We start from the raw sequence: 21,320 nt of genomic DNA, 5'->3' as shown, positions 1-21,320 counted from the left end.
TAACGAAAACTTGATCTAAACATGTCAAATATCAACAAAAAGTTATTTAAACGACTTCATTTAAATCATGCTTATGGACAGCTCATTGCACTGATTTTTGTTCCTATCACCATTTTGGCATGTGTAGGCGCGGTTCTTGTTTTATCTGAAACGTCTAATGCTGCAAAGTCACAACAAAAACAAATGGCTTTGGCTATATTAACGCGTAATGAAATTGCTGCAGAAACCTTTGTTTCTCAACTTACCCACCCTGAATTGGCATCTATTCAATCGCAGTTTTTTATGCAAAGTATCATGGATGAAAAACATGTGACGCGGGCTGCAATTGTCAATTTAAATAATCAAATTTTATTAAGCCGTGGCTATCAACCCCAAACACCTTGGCCAAATTTCACTAAAAATACTGATTTTATTGGTCCAATTAAATCTAAAAATAGCAACATTTACGGATTAGCCATTCAGAATGCAGGAACCTCACCAACTTGGTTAATGATTGAGGTTGATAACCAGCCATTACAAATTGCACGTTATCGCGTTTTAATTGTTTTAATTGCAACAGGATTAACCACTTTACTCTTACTGTTACTGTGTTTAAATTTCTATTCTAGACGTTGGATTGCACCAATGTATGAAATTCGGATGCAACTACAACGTCTGAATGCCGATACATTAGATCAACATATGGTGATTAACAGTACGGGAGAGTTACGCTTACTACAACGTGATATTGCAAACGTAGTAAAACGCTTACATTTTAGTTTTTTAGAACTAAAAGAACATACAGAACAAACTGAAGATGACTTAAGAAGAACACTTGATACATTAGAAGTTCAAAATATCACGTATCGTCAAGCACGTGACCAAGCTATTTCAGCCAATCAATCTAAGTCTGTATTTTTGGCCAATATTAGTCATGAATTACGCACACCTTTAAACAGTATTGATGGTTTTATTCATTTGCTCTTACGTCAGGACAACATGAGTAATGAGCAAAAACTTTACTTACAAACTATTCGAAAATCTTCCGCACATTTACTTGCACTCATCAATGACGTTTTAGATTTTTCTAAAATTGATGCAGGCAAACTTGAGTTAGAAACAGCACCTTTTGATTTAGAAGAAGCCATTTATGATGTTATGGATATGCTCTCGCCACTTGCTGCGCAAAAGCATATCAACATGGCATTTTATTATGCTAACGATTTGCCAACACAAGTCATTGGCGATGCACTTCGCTTTAAGCAAATTTTAACGAATCTAATTTCCAATGCCATTAAGTTCACACCAGATGGTGAAATTATTGTACGTGCACGGATAGAACACGATGATATTGGACAATGTCTTGTTCATTTCAGTGTGCAAGATAGTGGAATTGGTTTAAGCGGAACAGATCGAAAACGTCTATTTGAATCATTCTCGCAAGGTGATGCTTCTGTCACGCGTCAATTTGGAGGAACTGGCTTAGGCTTAGCCATTTCAAAACAGCTTGTACACCTTATGCAAGGTCAAATTGGTTTTGAAGATAACCAAGAGCGCGCACCTACAGATAAAGGTTCAACCTTCTGGTTTACTGCAATGTTGGGTACAGATGATGATGAAATTACGGTTCATCCTTCTTTTGAAAATACCCAAGTTTTATCATTTATGGCTCACCCTGCTACTGCCAACATTTTGCGCCATTATTTAGAAGACTACAAAGTCAATCATATTGAAGCGACATCCATTATTGACCTCTTTAGTCGTTTAAGTTTATTGTCCGAAAACATTGAAAACACATGGCTTATTTTTGACCAAAATGGTGACACAGAAGCATTACTGAAAGAAATTCGTTCTAGATACCAAGGTAAAATTGGTATTTATGGCTATCAAATGGCTTTAGAACCAGATTTGCTTCATCAATATCGCGCATTACCACTTTACCAACCATTAAGTCGTTCTGCTTTAGCGCACTTACTCAACAATGAAAATACATTTGAAGAACTTGAAACTGAAGAATTTAACGGACAGGGTTTACATGTCTTAGCCGTTGATGATCACCTTCCAAATCTCATTGTTTTAGAAGCACTATTAGGCGAAATGAACGTCAGAGTAACGAAAGCATTAAGTGGTCAAGAAGCTCTTGGAATTTTAGAACAAAACTTTGAAGATAATAAAAAAACCTTCGATTTAGTCTTTATGGATATTCAAATGCCCGTCATGTCTGGCATTGATACTACACGTGCTATTCGTTCTTTAGAATCGACTTTAGAGAATCATAAACGCTTGCCTATTATTGCTTTAACGGCACATGCCCTTGCCGATGAAAAGCAAAAACTGCTTAAAACAGGCATGGATGATTACGTCACTAAACCAATTCAAATGGAACAAATTATCCAAATTTTAACGGATTGGACATCACCAAATTTTGTAAATAAAGCATCACTGACTGAAAAATCAGTAACGCTTGATGCAATTGATCCTCAAATATTAAATTGGCAACAATGTATTCAGCTTGCCGCAAACAAAGAAGACTTAGCCCTAGATTTACTTAAAATGCTAACCGATAGTTTTTCTGCTGAACTTAAAGAAATTGAACAACTCATCGAAATGGAAGATTTCCCTCAGCTTGAGCATGTCCTACATCGACTACATGGTGCAACACGTTATGTTGGCACGCCAAGCTTACAAGAAATTACCAGTAACTTTGAGCAGTTCGTTTCTACCTTACGTAAAGAAAGACGTAAGGCAGATGATCAATTTATACAAGAAGTTATGCATAAATTTAATGAGTTGAAAGAAATTATTCTTCAAGTAGATCATGTAGCCAAACAAATTTTAGGGCGCTTGAACTCATAAATATCTAGCTCTTTTCACCTAATATTGACAATATCTATAGCTAGGATGTGACTGTGCTGTCATGTATCTTATATAGGCACATGCTATGCTCATAATCGAAGCTAAATAAGAGTTTTTAATATGGCATTACTTCGAATAGAAAAAGACAATGGAATTGCTACGGTTTACTTAAACCGCCCTGACAAACGTAATGCAATGAGCTTTGCGCTACTCAAAGAACTTGTAAATACAGCAGAAAGATTCAAAAAAGATCGTTCACTTCGATGCGTTATTTTAACTGGTGAAGCTCAAGTTTTTAGTGCAGGTATCGATTTAGCAGACTTAAATAACCCTAAAAATAAAGCCTTTGCTGCTTGGGAATTAATAAAACCGGGTCAAAGTTTATTTCAAAAAGCATTCTTAATTTGGCAAGAACTTCCTGTTCCTGTTATTAGTGCGATTGAAGGTTTTTGCTTTGGTGCTGGTATGCAACTTGCTCTTGCATCCGATATTCGAATTGCTCATCCCAAAACACAAATGTCGATTATGGAAAGCCGTTGGGGCTTAGTTCCAGACATGGGTTTAAGCCGTTCCTTAAAAGGACTCATTAGTCTAGATTTAGCTAAAGAATTAACATTAACTGCACGTATTTTTGATGGTGAATATGCCAAAGAAATTGGCTTAATTACGCATTTAGACGAAACACCTTTAGCTCGTGCTCAAACCATTGCAAATGAAATGATTCAACGCTCTCCAGATGCGTTAACAGCATCTAAACGTGTACTCGATGCTATGGAGCATCAACCCTCTAAATCTTTACGTTTAGAGAAAATTTGGCAATTAAAATTACTTTTAGGCAAAAATAGCCAAATTGCCCGAAAGAAAGATAAAAAGCCTGAACTTAAATTTTTACCGCGCCAATATAAATAGTGAAATAGCTTTAAAGGGATTTGCCATGACTTTTGATCAATACACTAAAATCGCATTTTTAGGGATAGGATTAATGGGAAAGCGTATGGCATCCCGCTTATTAAATGCGGGTTTTCACGTTGCTGTATGGAATAGAACTGCATCTGCTTGTGATGACCTTGTTGCTCAAGGTGCAGCCCCACTTCATTTAAAGGATATTGGACAATACCCCATTATTCTTTCGTGCCTTGCAGATGATTTTTCAGTTCAAGCTGTAATTGACCAAATTATCGACAATCTACACCCCCAACAAGTCATTGTGGATTTCTCTAGTTTATCTGTGGATAAAACCTTGTCTTTAGCAAAACAAGTTCAAACCAAAGATGCTATTTGGATTGACTCTCCTGTTTCAGGTGGAACAGCAGGAGCAGAACAAGGTAGCTTAGTCATTTTTGCAGGTGGCGATGCAAAAGTGATTGAAAATCTGACTATTGTTTATGATGTACTTTCACAACGTGTTACACGCATGGGCAATACAGGTACAGGGCAAGCGACAAAAATTTGTAATCAACTTATTGTTGCTGCAAACAGTACTTTAATTGCCGAAGCTGTCGCACTTGCCTCTTTATCTGGTGTGGATACTACTTTATTAGCCCCTGCACTTGCAGGCGGTTTTGCCGATTCAAAGCCCTTCCAAATTTTAGCACCACGCATGGCTACGCATACTTTTGAACCTGTGCAATGGAAAGTTCAAACGCTATCTAAAGATTTAAACAATGCCATAAAACTTGCCGAACAATTTGGCCTAAATATTCCTGTTGCAACACTTGCTTTATCTCAACTCAAAGATCATCAAGAACACGGTTTTTCTGAGGCAGATTTAGCCACAGTCATCCAACATGTTAAACCCCAATAAAATCATACAAAGTATTTAAGGAGCTATCGCATGTCTAAACTCGCAGTTAATCTTTCTATGATTTTTACTGAAGTTCCACTGATTGAGCGTTTTGCTTTAGCAAAAGAACACGGTTTTCAACATATTGAAATTCAATTTCCCTATGAGCTGAGTATTGAAGATATTCAAGCCCAATTAAAACAACATGATTTAAGCCTCTGCCTGATTAACGTTCCTGCGGGAGATTTAATGCAAGGTGGCAACGGCTTAGCAGGTATTCCTGGTAAAGAAACTGAATTTCATCAAGCTTTAAAACTTGCTATTGAATATGCAACTGCGCTCAATGTGCCAAGTATTAATATTTTGGCAGGTAAACAGCCATTAGATGCAGACCTTTTACCCTGTTTAAATACACTTTCTAGTAACTTAAAACTTGCTTGCCATTTGTTTGCTGAACATGATATTCAGCCTGTTTTTGAAATGATTAATGGCACAGATATGCCACGGTTTCTAGTTCAAAATATTGCTCAAGCTCAAGAAATACTTGAAGCAATTCAAAACCCAAAACTTAAAATGCAGTTCGATTGTTACCATATGGCAATGATGGGAGAAAATGTTTTAGAAGCTTTACAAGAGAATATTGGTGAAATTGGACATATTCAATTCGCAGATTGCCCAAATAGACACGAACCCGATACAGCAAATATTGCTTATTCTGAACTTTTTAATTGGTTGAGGAATAGCAAATATGAAGGTTTTGTTGCCGCCGAATACAAGCCATCAAAGAGCTCAACGCTTTCTTTTGATTGGAAAAAGAAATATTTTGCTTAGGCTACATGAACCTAAAAATAGATTCGATTGAATTTTAGCTAAAAAACAGCTATATTAGAACATGCCTAATTGTCAGGAAATTATACCGTTTATGAATTTAGAACCATCGCCTGGCGCTTCTAATTCTCACGATCTCAAAATGAATTCTCAAAGTAAAGACGTACAAGCTTGCTTGAAAGTTGTACACGAAGCTCTTCTAGATGTAAAAGCAAAAGAAATTGTTGAACTCGATATTAGCAGCATTAGCAATGTAGCAGATGCTATTGTTATTGCGAGCGGTACTTCAACTCGTCATGTTAAATCTCTTGCAGATAACGTTGCTGAAGAAGCACGTAAAGCTGGCTTCCGCCCTATTGGTGTTGAAGGTGAGCGTGATGCAGAGTGGATCCTTGTGGATCTTGGGTTTGTTGTGGTGCATTTAATGCTTCCAACAGCTCGTAAATTCTATGATTTAGAAAGCTTATGGCGCGCTACTCCAGAATCTGCAGTTTAAGCGATATAGCAATAAAAAAAGCGGCTCAATAGCCGCTTTTTTTATTGTCTCAATTTTTATCTTTTATCTAAAATTAAAGTAATACATGCATATCTACATTTGGATAGTTTTGCTTTGTTCTCTCTTTAAGTTGTGCATATACATGGTCTGCTTTGGGTGGTCCAAAATATTCACAATATACTTCATACAATGCTGTAATGAAGTTTGCATACGACTCAACAGGTATAAAATCTAAAAAAACCTTTTCATTGATTTTTGAATGCGTTAAAAGCTCAAACTTAGACTGAGATAAAGCGTTATATACATCTAAATTAAACTCTTCAAAGTTCTTAAAAGGTACTGTTTTACACAGCTCTTGAACAAAAAACATAAATGCATCATAGGTTTGTTTAGATAAAGCTACATTATTTAATGTCGAATCTTTTGAAGAATAAAGCAAAGTATCTTTTTCAATAGACGATAACTCACCTAATACTTTCTTTAAAATATCCTTTTTAAAAAAGCGCAACTCATCTGTATTACATATTTCCGTCAAAAATTTATTCAATACAAATGGAGGCTGATCACCATATTCATCTTCCCAGTAATTTAAGACTTGTTGTAATGCTGTCTCATTCATATAAGGACTTAAACCGCGACCTATTGCCTCACGCTTTTGTGTACGGCTCAATAATTGGCTCGACATGTTTTAGCTCCTTAATGACGCTTGTGAATATTATCTGTTTCAAAAGTCACATCTTTTTGAAACTCTGGATAAGATAATTCGGCATGTTCTGTGTAATCCAAACCGCGTTGCTCATGCTGCTTCTCTACACGCAAACCGCCCAACACTATATTTAGAATTTTAAATACGATAAAAGCCACACCAAAACCCCAAGCAAATGCAGATACCACACCCAATGCTTGAACAATTAAAATATCCGAATTAAACATATTGTTTTCTAGGAATAACCCGGCTGCCATCGTTCCCCAAGCACCACAAAAACCATGTACAGTCACTGCATCAACCACATCATCTAAGCGTAATTTTTCCATTAAATATGGCAAAGTACTTACCACAAGACCTGCAAAAGCACCTGTAAGAACTGCGTAAATTGGTGTCATTGATGCACAACCCGCAGTAATAGCAACTAATCCACCCAAAGATGCATTAATGGTTGTTTTCAATAAAATTGCTTTACCACGAAGTAAGGCGTAAATCATATAGGTGACTGCCGAAGCACATGCCGCTAAATGTGTATTTAGTGCAATTCGACCAATACTCACATCTGCATTAATTGTCGAACCTGCATTAAAACCAAACCAAGCCAACCATAAAATAAAACCACCCAATGCTACTAATGGCATGTTATGACCCGCTAAGTAATGACTTTGACCATTTTTACCAAAACGACCTAAACGTGGACCTAAAACAATAATTCCTGCAAATGCAACCCAACCACCCATTGAATGCACAACCGTTGAACCTGCAAAATCAATAAATCCGAGCTGCTTTAACCAACCTTCTCCATTAAACAAACCACCCCAAGCCCAACTACCAAATACTGGATAAATAAAACCTGAAACAACTACTGCACTCACTACATACGCAACAAAATGAATTCGCTCAGCCATTGCACCACTTGCGATTGTTGTCGCTGTTGCAGCAAACATCATTTGGAAAAATAATAAATTCCAATTCCAATCTTCTAAATCATTTGGTGCAAAATGGCTAAAACCGAACCATCCTGTAGAATTCACACCAAACATTAAACCAAAGCCAACCAACCAAAAAACCAATCCGCCTAAACAGGCATCCATATAGTTTTTCATTAATACATTGACTGTGTTTTTACTTCGTACAGAACCACTTTCCACAAGTGCAAACCCTGCCTGCATGAAAAATACTAAAATACCCCCCAAAATGACCCATACACTATCAAGTGAAATACGTATTTCTTGAATATTTTTTGCTGTTGTTACAACTGTCTCATCAGCCCAAGCCGTAGAACACATTGCCATAAGTAGCAATGCTAAATAATTTATTTTTTTCATGCACAATCCCCCAAGATTGAAGCGTGCAATTGCAACAAATATGCCAATTTATTCTTCTATTTTTTATTCTCTTTAAAATCATAAACTCACAGATAAATCATATTTCATAATGGTATGCAAAAGAACATATAAGATTTTTGCTTTTATTTTTCACAAGATTATTCATCTATTAGTGCACCATTAAAAACACACCTGATTTTTTATGCTTCAACAACATACAAATCCTCCATTTCCTAGAATATCTCCTCTTTTAAATGAACAGTTAATACAATTTTTAAAATAAAAAAAACCGCCCAAAGGCGGTTTTTTTTATGAACTAAATTGATGGTTAGTGACCATTACCATTAATGGCTTTTGTCATATCTTCGACCACTTTTTTCGCATCACCAAAAATCATCATTGTTTTGTCATTATAGAATAGATCATTGTCTAAGCCTGCATAACCAGTTGCCATTGAACGCTTAATTACCATAATTGTGCGTGCCTTATGTGCTTCTAAAATCGGCATACCATAAATTGGTGAGTTCGGATCATCTTTTGCAGCTGGATTCACAACGTCATTTGCACCAATCACAAGTACAACATCCGTTGCAGGGAAATCTGAATTAATTTCATCCATTTCCAAGATGTCTTCATAAGGTACATCTGCTTCAGCTAAAAGTACATTCATGTGTCCCGGCATACGACCTGCTACAGGATGAATTGCAAAACGGACAGTTACACCTTGTTCTTTTAACAAATTAGCCAATTCTTTAACTGCATTTTGTGCACGGCCTTGCGCCATACCATAACCTGGCACAATCACAACGCTATCCGCATTCGACATTAAGAAACCTGCATCATCTGCCGAACCAGAACGATGATTACGTGGTGCTTTATCTCCTGCTTCTACAGCAACGGTTGTTCCACCCATTGCTCCACCAAATAAAACATTAATAATTGAACGGTTCATAGCTTTACACATAATGTAAGACAGAATTGCACCTGATGAACCTACAAGTGAACCCGCAACAATCAACATATTATTTTCTAAGGTAAAACCAATACCTGCTGCTGCCCAACCTGAAAATGAATTCAGTAGTGAAACAACAACTGGCATATCACCGCCACCTACAGGCGCAATCCATACCCAACCAAATGCAAGTGCAAGACCCGTCATTGCCCAGAAAGAGGTCATATTTCCTGTGAGGAAAAAATGAATACCTGCTGCGACCATCGCAATGAAAATCAATGCTTGAACTGGTTTAACCCATGCACCTGAAATAGTCTTAGCCCATTTTTTTGCAGCCAATTTACCGTAAGCGAATACAGATGCTGTAAAGGTAATTGCCCCAACAAAACAACCTACAAATAATTCAAATAAATGAACTTTACTCATCTCATGGAAGTTAACACCATTTGCTTGAAGTAAATTAGCATCCATTTTTGCTAATTCATTATTATGAATAATGGCAGCCACTGCAATTAGTACCGCAGCCAGACCCACTAATGAGTGCATTAATGCAACTGTTTCAGGCATTTGTGTCATTGGTACTGTACGTGCACGCGCAATACCTACAATTGCACCTAGCACCATTGCACCTACAATCATCCAAACCACAGGATTTTCAGCAACAAAAAATGTTGTGAGTACTGCAATTGCCATTGCGATCATACCGTAGCGGTTTCCTGCAATTGCTGTTTTAGGTCCAGATAAACCTCGTAGCGTTAAAATAAAAAGTACGGCGCCAATAAGATAAAACCAATCTGCATATTCTCGAATGAAATCCATGTCTTAACCCTCTTTTTTCTTTTGCTTTGGTTTAAACATTTCAAGCATACGTGCAGTTACTGCAAAGCCACCAAAAATATTGATGCTTGCAAGAAATACTGCAATTGCTCCTAACACACTCACAACATTAATGGTTTGGAAATCTACACTACCTTCAACACCAACCATAGGTAAGCCAACAGTTTGAATCATTGCTCCTACAATAATAATTGATGAAAGTGCGTTTGTTACTGCCATTAACGGCGTATGTAAAGCAGGCGTAACACCCCAAACCACGTAGTAACCAACAAAAATGGCTAAGACAAAAATTGTAATAGTTTCAACCATGAAAATTCTCCTTAACCACGTTTGAATAGCAATGAGCCGCTATGAGTAATAAGCAATGCTTTTTGAATTTCATCTTCTTGATTAATTACAAAATTCTTTTCTGCATCAAAAAGTGTTTCAACAAAATTAAAAACATTACGCGCATAAAGTGCAGATGCTTCTGTTGCAACAGTCGATGGAATATTCGGAACACCTAAAATTTTCACACCATTTTCAGTCACAACCGTTTCACCACAGACAGAACCCTCAACATTTCCACCTGTTTCTACAGCCATATCTAAAACAACTGAACCTGGTTTCATTTTGGCAACTGTTTCAGCTTTAATTAAGCGTGGTGCATCACGACCAGGTAAAAGTGCGGTAGTAATTACGATATCTGCATTTGAAACAGCTTTATCTACAATTGCCGCTTGATCACGAATGTATTCTTCGCCCGGCATCCAGCCATAACCATTTTTTGCTGCATCCGCTGCTTTTTGTTGTTCTTCTTCAGACATTGGTACGTCTAACCACTTACCACCTAAAGATTCAACTTGGTCTTTTGCTGTTGGACGTAAGTCTGTTGCCTCCACCACAGCACCTAAGCGCTTCGCAGTTGCAATCGCTTGTAAACCTGCAACACCAACACCCATAATCACAACACGTGCAGGTTTTACTGTACCTGCTGCGGTCATTAACATAGGGAACATACGTTGATATTCAGTTGCTGCTAAGAGCACAGACTTATAACCTGAAAGATTCGCTTGAGATGACAACACATCCATGTTTTGCGCACGAGATAATGTTCGAGGCAATAGCTCTAATGCAAATGCTGTAACTTGTTTTGCTGCAAATTGATCTAGCTCTGTATTTCGATAAGGATCAAACATAGCAACGATAGTACTGTTAGGTGCTAACTTTTGAATTTCATCACCCTTCGGCGCACGAACCTTCAAAATAATCTGACTACCTGCATAGGCATCATCAACAATTTTTGCACCTACTTGTTCAAAAGCACTATTTACATAAGCGGCTTTCACACCTGCATTGCGTTCAATGACTACTGTATGTCCTATACCAATCAACTTTTTTACAGTCTCTGGTGTAGCGGCAATTCGGTTTTCACCGACAATAGTTTCTGCTGGAATTCCTATCTGCATGAGCATCCCTCAAGCTAATTTTTCTTTAGTAAACACTGCAAATATGCAGCATTCCCCTCAAGATTTAATTTCTTTGTTTTTTGGATTCTAATCAAAGTTTTTCAAATTACTACCTACTATTTATTTAATAAATATAAGAATTTTGAACTGATAATTCATAAAAATTTTTATGTCTTTTTATAACTTATATGGCTTAACTAATATAAATAAGGTCTTTTTTACAGAAAAAATAAAGTCAAATTTATGTTAAATGTCATAATTTTTACAGACAAATACCTTTTGTTTTTTCGATTAAATTTTAAACTTGTATTTCTGACAGAAAAGATCAACTTTTCAATATATTTTTATTATTTAAAATTCCTAATAACAATACCGTTTATACAACCTTTTGCTCATAAAATTTTAATCATATTGACTTAATTGACATCGATCTCTTGATCAAATCAACATAAAACTTAATTTTCGTTCATGCTATCTTCATTCAAAAATTAAGCTAAAAAATAGAGCCCTCACATCTTCTCCAAAGCCTTAAAAAATTATGCTTATTGTGCAATTTGCTTAAATTAAGAATAGTGATAAATGAAAATGTTTCAAAAAATATATATTTAGCCATTTAGACAATTTATATCGGATCACTTTTTGCACTATTTTTGTGCATACTTAAATTTAAGCACAAACTGCCCTCTCTCGTTCCATTCCAATAGGTTTTAAGGAGCATCATTTTTTTGCATTTAAACTCTTTGGTATAAAACTTTATACTGTTTTCACCAACCGTCCCTCTATATGTTTAACACAATGAATTTAGCTTTTTCAAAAAACCAAGTTGGGACTCTTTTTGCAGTAACAGCTGCATTTTTATTTAGTACAAAAGCCATTTTTATTAAACAAGCTTATGAATTATCACCATTAGTCGATGGCACCGTGCTTATGGCATTAAGAATGCTCAGTTCACTACCTTTCTTTTTATTATTGGTTTGGCTTAATAGATCACACAGCAAAAATATTGCCGCAAAAGATTGGGGAATTTTAGTTGTTGCAGGCTTAATTGGTTATTATCTTTCTAGTTGGCTAGATTTCGCAGGGCTAATGTATATCAGTGCGTCATTAGAGCGCATTATTTTATTTTTATATCCAACATTAACTGTGATTGCGACCAGTTTTATTTATAAAAAGCCTTTAAGTGCTCAAAATATTTTTGCTATTTCTTTAAGCTATGGTGGTACCGTTATTGTCATGTTACAAGAACAAAGTAATGTGCCACATGAAGGTAATTTTTGGTTAGGTGTAAGTTTAGTCTTTGCGAGTGCTATTTGCTTTGCAACTTACTTATTACTTACGCCACGTTTAATTCGTCAATTTGGATCTTGGAATTTTAGTGGCTTAGCTTTAAGTATTGCCTGTATTGGTATGCTGACACATTATTGTATTGCAACTCCCAATCCTATTGGTTTACTTGTTTCTCTTCCATCGAGTGTTATTTGGTATGGATTCGCTTTAGGCGTATTGGTTACGGTTTTACCAACAATTTTAGTCGCTCAAAGTATTGCTCGACTGGGTGCATCTCAAACCGCCATGATTGCATCGATTGGACCCATTTTAACAATTATTCTAGCAACATTATTCTTAGGTGAAAGCTTAAATGCTATTCAATGGTTTGGCTGTGCTTTAAATATTATAGGTGTGCTGATGATCACATTAGCCAAGAAAAAACTTTCATAAATACAATAATCATGAATCACATTGTATGTCATGATGATGCGCTTTTTAAGCGCTTATTATTTAGGATACACCTTAATATTTAGCCTGATTTTATTCAATGAATTCTTGCTCATTTTTGAGTATTGCAAAGGAAGTTACATGCAGTTAAAAGTAGATATTAGTCAAGATAAAGCCTTGCTTTGGTTAATGGCTATTGCATGTGGTCTTTGTGCTGGGGCAAATTATTATTCACAACCCTTAATTCACTCCATTCACCTTTATTTTCAAGTACCAGAAGATCAAGTCGCTCTCACCGTCACATTTGCACAAATTTCTTATGCACTCGGTTTGCTCTTTATTGTTCCTATTGGAGATATCGTCAATAAAACCAAACTTATTCCGTTGCTAATGTTTTTAGCCTCTTTGAGTTTGTTTTTATGCGCATTTTCTACAAGTCTGCCTATGCTTTGGATTGGTACGGTTTTAACGGGGCTATTTTCAGTCGCAGCTCAAGTACTTATTCCCTTTGCTACCATGGCGGTTTCTCAAAAGAAAATTGGTGAAGTTATTGGCTTGCTCATGAGTGGTTTATTGGTTGGTATTTTATTATCGACAAGTTTGGCAGGATTACTTTCCAACCTATACAACTGGAAAGTAATTTATTTTGTTAGTGCTATTTTCATGCTGTTTCTGGCAATTTTTTTAAAGAAAAAGCTCCCTATTTTGCCTATTTCAAAACTGCATTATGGTGAAATTTTACTCTCCATGGGGCAACTACTAAAATATGAAAAGCGCTTAGTATTTCGTTCATTTACAGGTGCATTTGCATTTGCTTCTATGAGCGTATTATTTTCAACTATTGCCTTATTACTTAAATCTAAATTTTATTTGTCCGACATGCTTGTTGGTGTTGTGACATTAGTAGGGGTATTTGGTGCACTTTCCACTAAAAAAATTGGACAATTTGCAGATCGTGGCTTTACCCAAAAAATTACTTTACTCGGCTTATTGACGCTTGCAATTAGTTGGATTTTTCTCTATTTCGGAAAGTACTCATTAATGAGTTACATTTTGGGCTTTGGCGTAATTAATTTAGGTTTAGCTCTTATCCATACAAGTAATCAAAACATTGTTTTTCGCTTAAAAGAAGATGCAAAATCACGTATTAATTCCATTTATATGACGATGTACTTTTTAGGTGGTGCTACAGGTTCAGCTTTAGGCGTTTACGCATGGCAACATGGCGGTTGGGACACAAGTTGCATAGTTGGATTTAGCTTAGTGCTTTTATCTGCATGTTTTGCATTTCTAGATAAATATTGGTTATTTAAAACCAATCAGCCTTAACGCTTTTCATTAAAACAAGCTTTACCTAAAGGTACATATCTTTTATTAGCAATAATAAGTTTTTTATTATTTTTAATACTAATATCTGTAAAGCTTTCCCCTGGTAACATATAGAAATGGTTTGGATCATCATCTATACCCTTACAACCATTTGAATAATCACACGAAAAAAAGTATTTCCTGTATTTTTTATAATTAGCAGAGAATTCAGAAAGGATTGGATTTTAAGACACCAAATCAAATGATAGAAGACTTTTATAGGATGGCTGCCTAGAATCCCCCAAGTGATGTGTCCTCTTATTCCAGCACACATCACTTCCAAATGTACTGCTTTTATTTTTGTGATAATATTGCGCGCGATTGGTAACTTCTTAATTAAGAGCAGAGAGTAGCATTTCGTCCTTCTGTACTCGCTACCGACTTCATCCAAATATTTATCCATGGCATCAGATCAATCGACTTTTCTTTGCCAAGTAAAATGTCAGGATTTTCGTGAATTTCGACCTCTCTTTTCTTAACCTAGTTTTCAGCTCGTCTCTTTGAGTGAGATGTTTTACTTTCAGAAAAAATAGGAAAAGCCTTTTCGATTAATTCGAATTGCGACACGATAGTTAAATTTACCATTCGCACCTTTCCTTACAGTAATTAACCTCATTATTTACACCACAAACTTTTTTTCATTATGGTGTAAATGCAAACCAACCAACCCACCTAAACACAAGTTAAAATAGATTCGCGCAGGTTGCGAAATACAGATTAAAGGTATGATTTTTAATGACTATCATCAAAAACATTGAAAACACTCAATCTCCACGAATCAGCGTAGCTCCCATGATGGATTGGACAACAAAAGACTATCGTTTTTTTGCACGTTTATTTAATCCAAATATCATCATGTATACCGAGATGGTTACTACGGGTGCAATTTTATTTGGTGGTGCAAATCGTCATTTAGACTACAACAATGAAGAACACCCTATTGTTCTACAACTTGGTGGTTCAAACCCGAAAGACCTTGCAACCTGTACAAAAATGGCTCAGGACTGGGGCTATGATGAAGTAAACTTAAATGTAGGTTGCCCTAGTGACCGCGTACAAAATAATAAGATTGGCGCATGTTTAATGGCGGAACCAGATCTTGTTGCAGAGTGTATTGCGGAAATGCGTAATGCTGTCGATATTCCTGTTACAGTAAAACATCGCATTGGTATCGATGACATGCAATCTTATGAAGAAATGTTGTACTTTGTAGATACCGTAGCAAAAACTGGCTGTGATAATTTTATCGTGCATGCACGTATTGCATTATTACAAGGCTTATCACCAAAAGAAAATCGTGATGTTCCGCCTTTACGCTATGAAGATGTATATCGTTTAAAGCAAGATCGCCCAAATCTTCTAATCGAAATCAATGGTGGCGTAAAAACATTTGCTGAAACCCAAGAACATTTAAAGCATGTCGATGGTGTAATGATTGGTCGCGAAGCATATCACAACCCATATTTATTGGCAGAGTTAGGTCAATTGTGGAATTTAGATATGCCTGATCGTTTTGAAATTATGGATCAAATGATGCCATATATTGCAAAACGTATGGAAGAGGGTGCGCCTCTTTCAATTATCACACGTCATATTTTAGGTCTATTCCAAAACCTACCAGGCGCACGTAAATGGCGTCAATCTTTAAGTGGTGGTAATGCGAAAACTTTTGCCGATGTAGAAAATGCAATTGCCAACATTAAAGAAGCGATGCAGCGCACAGAAGAATATATTCAAAATAAACAAGCTGAAACATAAATAGTTTTTATTAACCAATAAAAAAATCGAAGCTTATTGCTTCGATTTTTTTTGATCTAGCTTTTTTAGTACTTCCGCAACAGCAACCATTGCAAAACTAGATGTCACCACAACAGCAGAACCATAGCCACCACAGCGTAAACCTGCACTTGGGCAAACATCCGCACTCGAAAATGGATTATCGATAGAATAGACACAAGTAATGCCAAATTTTTCTTTTGGCTTTTTACAAATACCCTTACTACGTAGTTGAGTACGTAGTTTTGCAAGCATTGGATCTTGTTCAGTTTTAGACAAATCTGCAACTCGAATTTTCAAGGGATCAAGTTTCCCCCCTGCTCCACCAGATACAATTAAGGGAATTTTATTAAAGCGGCAATGTAACATTAAAGCGAGTTTTGCTTTAACGTCATCAATACAATCTAAAATTAAATCTGGCGTATTTTCTAAAATTTCTTTGATGTTTTCAGGCGTTAAATAATCATCAATTAAATTAATTTTAATTCTTGGATTAATTGAACGGCAACGCTCAGCCATGACTTCAATTTTTTCATGCCCTAAAGTAGAGGTCATAGCAGGTAATTGACGATTAATATTAGATGCAGCGACTACATCCATATCAACCAAAGTGAGCTTGCCAATTCCTGTTCTTGCTAAGGCTTCAACAGCCCAAGAACCCACGCCACCAATTCCAATCACCATCACATGACTTTTTTCATAATGATTAAAGGAATCATCTCCATAAATTTTGGCTACACCAGCAAAACGGCGATCGTATTCATCATCTTGGAGAAGTTCAGTCATTGCGCTATAAAATCTAAATTAAAACTATAGTTATTTTACTGTGTTTCGCAGCTTTCGTCTTGCTTATCCACTTCATTATCGAGTGATATTCAAAGCTTCAAATGAATTGTGCCACAGTTGTTCTGCAAGCTTTTCTATATCTATATTTAAAGTTTGTGCTAAACCCTCTAATACAAAGGGTAAATTTGCTGGTGTATTCCTCGTTTTTATTCCATCTAAAGACTGACAGCATAATGGTGTCATATCAGGACAATCTGTTTCTATAACAAGGTTTTCAATACCTATTGCATGCACAACTTGATGCAGTTTTTTAGCATTAGGATTGGTAATTTGCCCCGTAACACCTATTTTAAAACCTAATTTAACAAATGCTTTTGCTTCTTCTACACCACCACTAAAGGCGTGAGCAATACCACCGTTTTTAAAATGATGTTGCTTCAACATTGCCAAAACATCTGCATGTGATTTGCGAATATGCAATAAAATAGGCTTATCAAATTGCTGAGCGAAATTGAGCTGTATATCAAAGAAATCTTTTTGTTTTTGATACATTTCAGGTGCTTTATGTTGCTTCAAAAAAGTATCTAAACCTATTTCTCCTATTGCAACACAATGCTCATTTCTCAATAATTTTTCTAAGACATCCAAATGCTGAATTTGATGATCTTCAATATAAAAAGGATGTAGACCAGGTGCAAAATGGCTTTGTGGTGCTAAATTTAGTGAATTCAAAAACTGATGTGTTTTCAATAAATCATGAAATCTAGATTCTAAAAAACCAATTAAAATTAAATGCTCAACACCTCGGCTTTTTGCAGTATATGCAAGATGTTCCCGATCCTGGTCAAAATCTGGAACATCAAAGTGCGTATGTGTATCAAAAAGCCGAATGCTCATGTGTCTTATTTACTTTCTTTGACTGCAACTTCGCTTGCTGCGGTCTTTTGAGTTTCTGTATTAGGTAAGTACTTAGCTTTTAGAATGCCTTGTAACTGATCATACGGAATAATTAAGCGTGGTAACCCTACAACATAAGGACCTATTTCATATTCACCATATTGTAAAATTAAGCCTTTTTTATCCAAATTAAAATTGTCTGATAATTTAAACTTCCAAGCCTGCTCATACTCATCAACATTTGTTGCAATTTCTGACTCTATAATCCAAGCCTTAAATGCCTCATATGCTTTTTCATCAAGTTGTTTTAATTTATCTTTTTCAATAATATCCTTTAATTGAACTTGTTTTTTAGTATCTAAATCGAAGTTCAAATAAGTTTGAGAAGTAGACCCATGTGCACCACCCAAATAATGACTACTATTAAGTACAACAGTCACTAAAGAACCTTCAGATTTTAAAATTTTTGGTTTAATCATTAAGCTAACACTATGATTGGCACTTAATGCTTTAATTTCTTCATCTAAGCTTAAAAAGGCTTTGGTATAAGGTGCAACTTTTTGTTCAAGCTCCATTTTAGGTGTTTGCACATCCTTTATACTGAGCTCTGAACTCGCTTCAGCAGTAGATGCACTTTTTTCCTCTTGTTCTTGGTTTGGAGCAAGTGTGACTACCTCTTTTAAGATCTCCAAAATTTTCTGATCAATGACTTGATCAATAAAGTTCTGATTACTACTTAAACGATAAATATCAAGCTCAGGACAGTTCTTTTCTTTGCATTCAGGTAAGTTTAGAGATAGCTTTTCAACATTACCTACAAGTTCCATTTTTTGCTGATCTACTTGCGTCTGTTGAGAATCTTCTTTTTTTTCCGTTTGTTTAGGCTGACAAGCACCAAGTGAAATTGCAACTGCCAGCGCACTCATAACGAATATAGTTTTGTTTTTTAACATTGAGTAAACCTACTTTTTTATCTCTCAATTATTTAATGCAATATCAAATAATTATTCAGACCTGAAACTAAAACATATTTTTATAGATTACAGGTTTTACAACTTGTTGAGTTTGTGCCTTAGTTAAGTAAATATCAAGCTGTTGTGCATCTTTAACGATTTCATTTGTTCTAAAGTGTAACCCCAAGCCTTCATGATCGAAAAACCAATCTGCCTGCCCCCATAATAATTTTTTAGGTGCTGTGCTTTGTACCGATAAAACTTGCTTTTCCAACCATTCCTGATATGCCTTTTGTACAAAATCATTCATATTAACTTGCTGCTTTGAATCAATAACATCTAATATTTTCAACGCTTTTTGCTGTTTTCGATCTGCTGCAAAAAAGTAATATCGCTCTGTAATATTTGTACCATCTTGTTTGGAATCCAAACCTATTTGTAATAAAACATACTGATTTCTTTGGTAAGCCATGCGTGTATAAATTGCTAGCTCATAGGCTTTATTTGTTTTTTCTTCTGCTTGCCAAGCATCAGATTTTTTTACATAAGCATTAATTGCTTGCTGTAAATTCATATCTTGCTTTAAACCAATTTGATCTTGAATAACCAGTGCCTGATTTTTTTCAATCCAAGCATTCATCCATTTATCTTGAGTGCTAATGGTTTGAATATCAATCTCAATACAATTTTTAGTTTCACAAAATGGTAAGGCAAAATCGGCACTTTGTTGCTTCATATTCAAATAAGGCAATATATCTGGATTCTCTGAATTTATAGATGCATCCATGTCCTGATCTAGTTTTTCTTTTTGTTCAGATGATGAATCACACGCGCTCAAGGTTAAACCTATTGCAAAAATCATTGTAAATGAAAGCTTTTTAAACATCTAAACTTCTCTTATCCATTTTTAAACCATACTACATAATAAAACAGCTTCCATTGGAAGCTGTTTATTTTTTATATCTAGATATTAGTGTTCACGCGTATTACGGAATTGAATATCTGGATATCGTTCTTGCATTAGCTGTAAGTTTACACGGCTTGGTGCAAGATAAGTTAAATGACCACCACCATCTACAGATAATTGGTCATGTGCTTTTTTCTTAAATTCGTTAAATTTCTTTTCGTCATCACAAGCAACCCAACGTACAGTATTAATGTTTACAGGCTCGTATACGCAATCGACCTTGTATTCTTCCTTCAAGCGATACGCAACCACTTCAAACTGAAGAACACCGACAGCACCTACAATTAAGTCATTACTGTTTTGTGGCATAAAGACTTGCGTTGCACCTTCTTCCGAAAGTTCTTTCAAACCTTTTTGAAGCTGCTTAGATTTTAAAGGATCTTTTAAGCGAACACGGCGGAACATTTCAGGTGCAAAGTGAGGAATACCTGTAAATTGTAATTTTTCACCTGAAGTGAAAGTATCACCAATTTGAATAGTCCCGTGGTTATGCAAACCAATAATATCACCTGGCCAAGCTTCTTCTAAATGCTGACGATCGCCTGCTAAGAATGTCAGTGCATCACTAATACGGACATCTTTATCTAAACGAACATGCTTCATTTTCAGACCTTTTTCATAACGACCTGAACAAATACGCATAAATGCAATACGGTCACGATGTTTCGGATCCATATTGGCTTGAATTTTAAATACGAAACCTGTGAAGCCTTCTTCTGTTGCTTCAACTTTTCTATCTGCTGTTGGATGAGCTTTAGGCTCAGGTGCATATTTGCTAAAAGCATCTAATACATGGTCTACACCAAAGTTACCTAAAGCTGTACCAAACAATACAGGTGTTTGACGACCCGCAAGGAATTCGTCACGATCTAACGGATCATTTGCCATTTGTACAAGTTCTAAAGACTCTTCAAATGCAGCCCAAGCCAACTCACCTACTTTTTCACGTAAGTCAGCATGATCATAACCATCGCGTACTTCAATATCTGTAATCACAGAACCAAAGCCAGCTTTATAAACATAAAACTTTTCTTCGATTAAGTTATACACGCCTGCAAAATCACGCCCTGTACCTAAAGGCCATGTTAATGGAACGCATTTAATTTTTAAGACATTTTCAATTTCATCTAGAAGTTCCAATGGTTCACGAATTTCACGGTCCATTTTGTTCACAAATGAAATAATCGGTGTGTCACGCATACGACACACTTCCATTAATTTAATGGTACGATCTTCGACACCTTTTGCACCATCAATAACCATTAATGCAGAGTCTACTGCTGTTAATGTACGGTAAGTATCTTCAGAGAAGTCTTCATGCCCCGGTGTATCAAGCAGGTTGATCATTTTGTCTTTAAATGGGAACTGCATTACAGAAGTCGTAATAGAAATACCACGCTCTTTTTCCATTTCCATCCAATCTGATGTTGCAGCACGATCAGACTTACGGCTTTTTACCATACCCGCAACTTGAATCGCTTGACCCCACAACAACAGTTTTTCTGTCATTGTTGTTTTACCAGCATCGGGGTGGGAAATAATAGCGAATGTACGTCGTTGCGTGACTTGTTCCGCTAGTTCTTGTTTAAAGCTCATGAAATACACCTACTGCTGAAAATCGCAGTGCAAAGATCAATACGATCA

At 36.0% G+C, this 21,320-nt stretch carries 18 protein-coding genes and 1 pseudogene; 8 read left to right on the top strand and 11 right to left on the bottom strand.

Annotation, left to right across the window (positions count from 1 at the left end):
* The first annotated feature begins 21 nt into the window (after positions 1-21).
* From AC5YDH_RS00845 to rsfS, 5 genes are all read left to right on the top strand, one after another.
* Positions 22-2,835 (top strand): GacS-like sensor histidine kinase, encoded by a 2,814-nt coding sequence (locus tag AC5YDH_RS00845; protein ID WP_496116359.1) that lies wholly within the window; start codon positions 22-24, stop codon positions 2,833-2,835.
* A 120-nt stretch (positions 2,836-2,955) separates the two neighbouring features.
* Complete coding sequence (locus tag AC5YDH_RS00840) at positions 2,956-3,744, top strand: crotonase/enoyl-CoA hydratase family protein (protein ID WP_496116358.1); 789 nt, start codon at positions 2,956-2,958, stop codon at positions 3,742-3,744.
* 25 nt (positions 3,745-3,769) lie between these two features.
* Complete coding sequence (locus AC5YDH_RS00835) at positions 3,770-4,639, top strand: NAD(P)-dependent oxidoreductase (RefSeq protein WP_496116357.1); 870 nt, start codon at positions 3,770-3,772, stop codon at positions 4,637-4,639.
* Between the two features lie 30 nt (positions 4,640-4,669).
* Entirely contained in the window at positions 4,670-5,449 is a 780-nt protein-coding gene (locus tag AC5YDH_RS00830; protein WP_496116355.1) for a hydroxypyruvate isomerase family protein, read from the top strand.
* A gap of 91 nt (positions 5,450-5,540) precedes the next feature.
* The gene (gene rsfS / locus AC5YDH_RS00825) at positions 5,541-5,942 is read left to right on the top strand and encodes a ribosome silencing factor (protein ID WP_496116354.1); all 402 of its coding nucleotides are present in this window, start codon (positions 5,541-5,543) and stop codon (positions 5,940-5,942) included.
* Between the two features lie 73 nt (positions 5,943-6,015).
* Here the strand turns inward: rsfS and AC5YDH_RS00820 are convergent, their stop codons facing one another.
* From AC5YDH_RS00820 to AC5YDH_RS00800, 5 genes are all read right to left on the bottom strand, one after another.
* Entirely contained in the window at positions 6,016-6,627 is a 612-nt protein-coding gene (locus AC5YDH_RS00820) for a hypothetical protein (RefSeq protein ID WP_496116353.1), read from the bottom strand.
* Between the two features lie 11 nt (positions 6,628-6,638).
* On the bottom strand, positions 6,639-7,976 hold the full coding sequence (locus AC5YDH_RS00815) for an ammonium transporter (protein ID WP_496116351.1): 1,338 nt from the start codon (positions 7,974-7,976) through the stop codon (positions 6,639-6,641).
* A 328-nt stretch (positions 7,977-8,304) separates the two neighbouring features.
* Entirely contained in the window at positions 8,305-9,747 is a 1,443-nt protein-coding gene (locus tag AC5YDH_RS00810; protein WP_496116349.1) for an NAD(P)(+) transhydrogenase (Re/Si-specific) subunit beta, read from the bottom strand.
* A 3-nt stretch (positions 9,748-9,750) separates the two neighbouring features.
* Positions 9,751-10,074, bottom strand: a complete 324-nt coding sequence (locus AC5YDH_RS00805; RefSeq protein ID WP_004783638.1) for a proton-translocating transhydrogenase family protein — start codon at positions 10,072-10,074, stop codon at positions 9,751-9,753.
* A gap of 11 nt (positions 10,075-10,085) precedes the next feature.
* On the bottom strand, positions 10,086-11,213 hold the full coding sequence (locus AC5YDH_RS00800) for a Re/Si-specific NAD(P)(+) transhydrogenase subunit alpha (protein ID WP_496116348.1): 1,128 nt from the start codon (positions 11,211-11,213) through the stop codon (positions 10,086-10,088).
* A gap of 795 nt (positions 11,214-12,008) precedes the next feature.
* Here AC5YDH_RS00800 and AC5YDH_RS00795 point away from each other — a divergent pair.
* Both AC5YDH_RS00795 and AC5YDH_RS00790 read left to right on the top strand, forming a co-directional pair.
* Positions 12,009-12,932 carry a DMT family transporter gene (locus tag AC5YDH_RS00795; protein ID WP_496116347.1) on the top strand — a complete coding sequence of 308 codons (924 nt, stop codon included), beginning with the start codon at positions 12,009-12,011 and terminating at the stop codon, positions 12,930-12,932.
* A 138-nt stretch (positions 12,933-13,070) separates the two neighbouring features.
* On the top strand, positions 13,071-14,258 hold the full coding sequence (locus tag AC5YDH_RS00790; protein WP_496116346.1) for an MFS transporter: 1,188 nt from the start codon (positions 13,071-13,073) through the stop codon (positions 14,256-14,258).
* 280 nt (positions 14,259-14,538) lie between these two features.
* Here the strand turns inward: AC5YDH_RS00790 and AC5YDH_RS00785 are convergent.
* Positions 14,539-14,913, bottom strand: a pseudogene (locus AC5YDH_RS00785) (integrase); the annotation flags it as partial.
* Between the two features lie 119 nt (positions 14,914-15,032).
* Between AC5YDH_RS00785 and dusA the strand changes: the two are divergent.
* On the top strand, positions 15,033-16,055 hold the full coding sequence (dusA, locus tag AC5YDH_RS00780; protein WP_496116345.1) for a tRNA dihydrouridine(20/20a) synthase DusA: 1,023 nt from the start codon (positions 15,033-15,035) through the stop codon (positions 16,053-16,055).
* 33 nt (positions 16,056-16,088) lie between these two features.
* Here the strand turns inward: dusA and AC5YDH_RS00775 are convergent, their stop codons facing one another.
* The 5 genes from AC5YDH_RS00775 to AC5YDH_RS00755 all read right to left on the bottom strand — a co-directional run bounded on the left by AC5YDH_RS00775 (position 16,089) and on the right by AC5YDH_RS00755 (position 21,272).
* A complete protein-coding gene (locus tag AC5YDH_RS00775) occupies positions 16,089-16,859 on the bottom strand; it encodes a tRNA threonylcarbamoyladenosine dehydratase (protein ID WP_496116344.1) in 771 nt (256 codons plus the stop codon).
* Positions 16,860-16,934: 75 nt separating this feature from the next.
* Entirely contained in the window at positions 16,935-17,756 is an 822-nt protein-coding gene (locus AC5YDH_RS00770) for a TatD family hydrolase (protein ID WP_496116343.1), read from the bottom strand.
* A gap of 5 nt (positions 17,757-17,761) precedes the next feature.
* On the bottom strand, positions 17,762-18,709 hold the full coding sequence (locus AC5YDH_RS00765; RefSeq protein WP_496116342.1) for an RsiV family protein: 948 nt from the start codon (positions 18,707-18,709) through the stop codon (positions 17,762-17,764).
* 67 nt (positions 18,710-18,776) lie between these two features.
* Positions 18,777-19,595, bottom strand: coding sequence for a hypothetical protein (locus AC5YDH_RS00760; protein WP_496116341.1), 819 nt, complete (start codon positions 19,593-19,595; stop codon positions 18,777-18,779).
* 84 nt (positions 19,596-19,679) lie between these two features.
* Positions 19,680-21,272, bottom strand: a complete 1,593-nt coding sequence (locus tag AC5YDH_RS00755) for a peptide chain release factor 3 (protein WP_496116339.1) — start codon at positions 21,270-21,272, stop codon at positions 19,680-19,682.
* Between the last annotated feature and the right edge of the window lie 48 nt (positions 21,273-21,320).

It is taken from the genome of Acinetobacter sp. FY683 (genome assembly GCF_059515885.1).
Note: the sequence above shows the minus strand (reverse complement) of the source record. Positions and strands in the feature narration are given on the sequence as shown.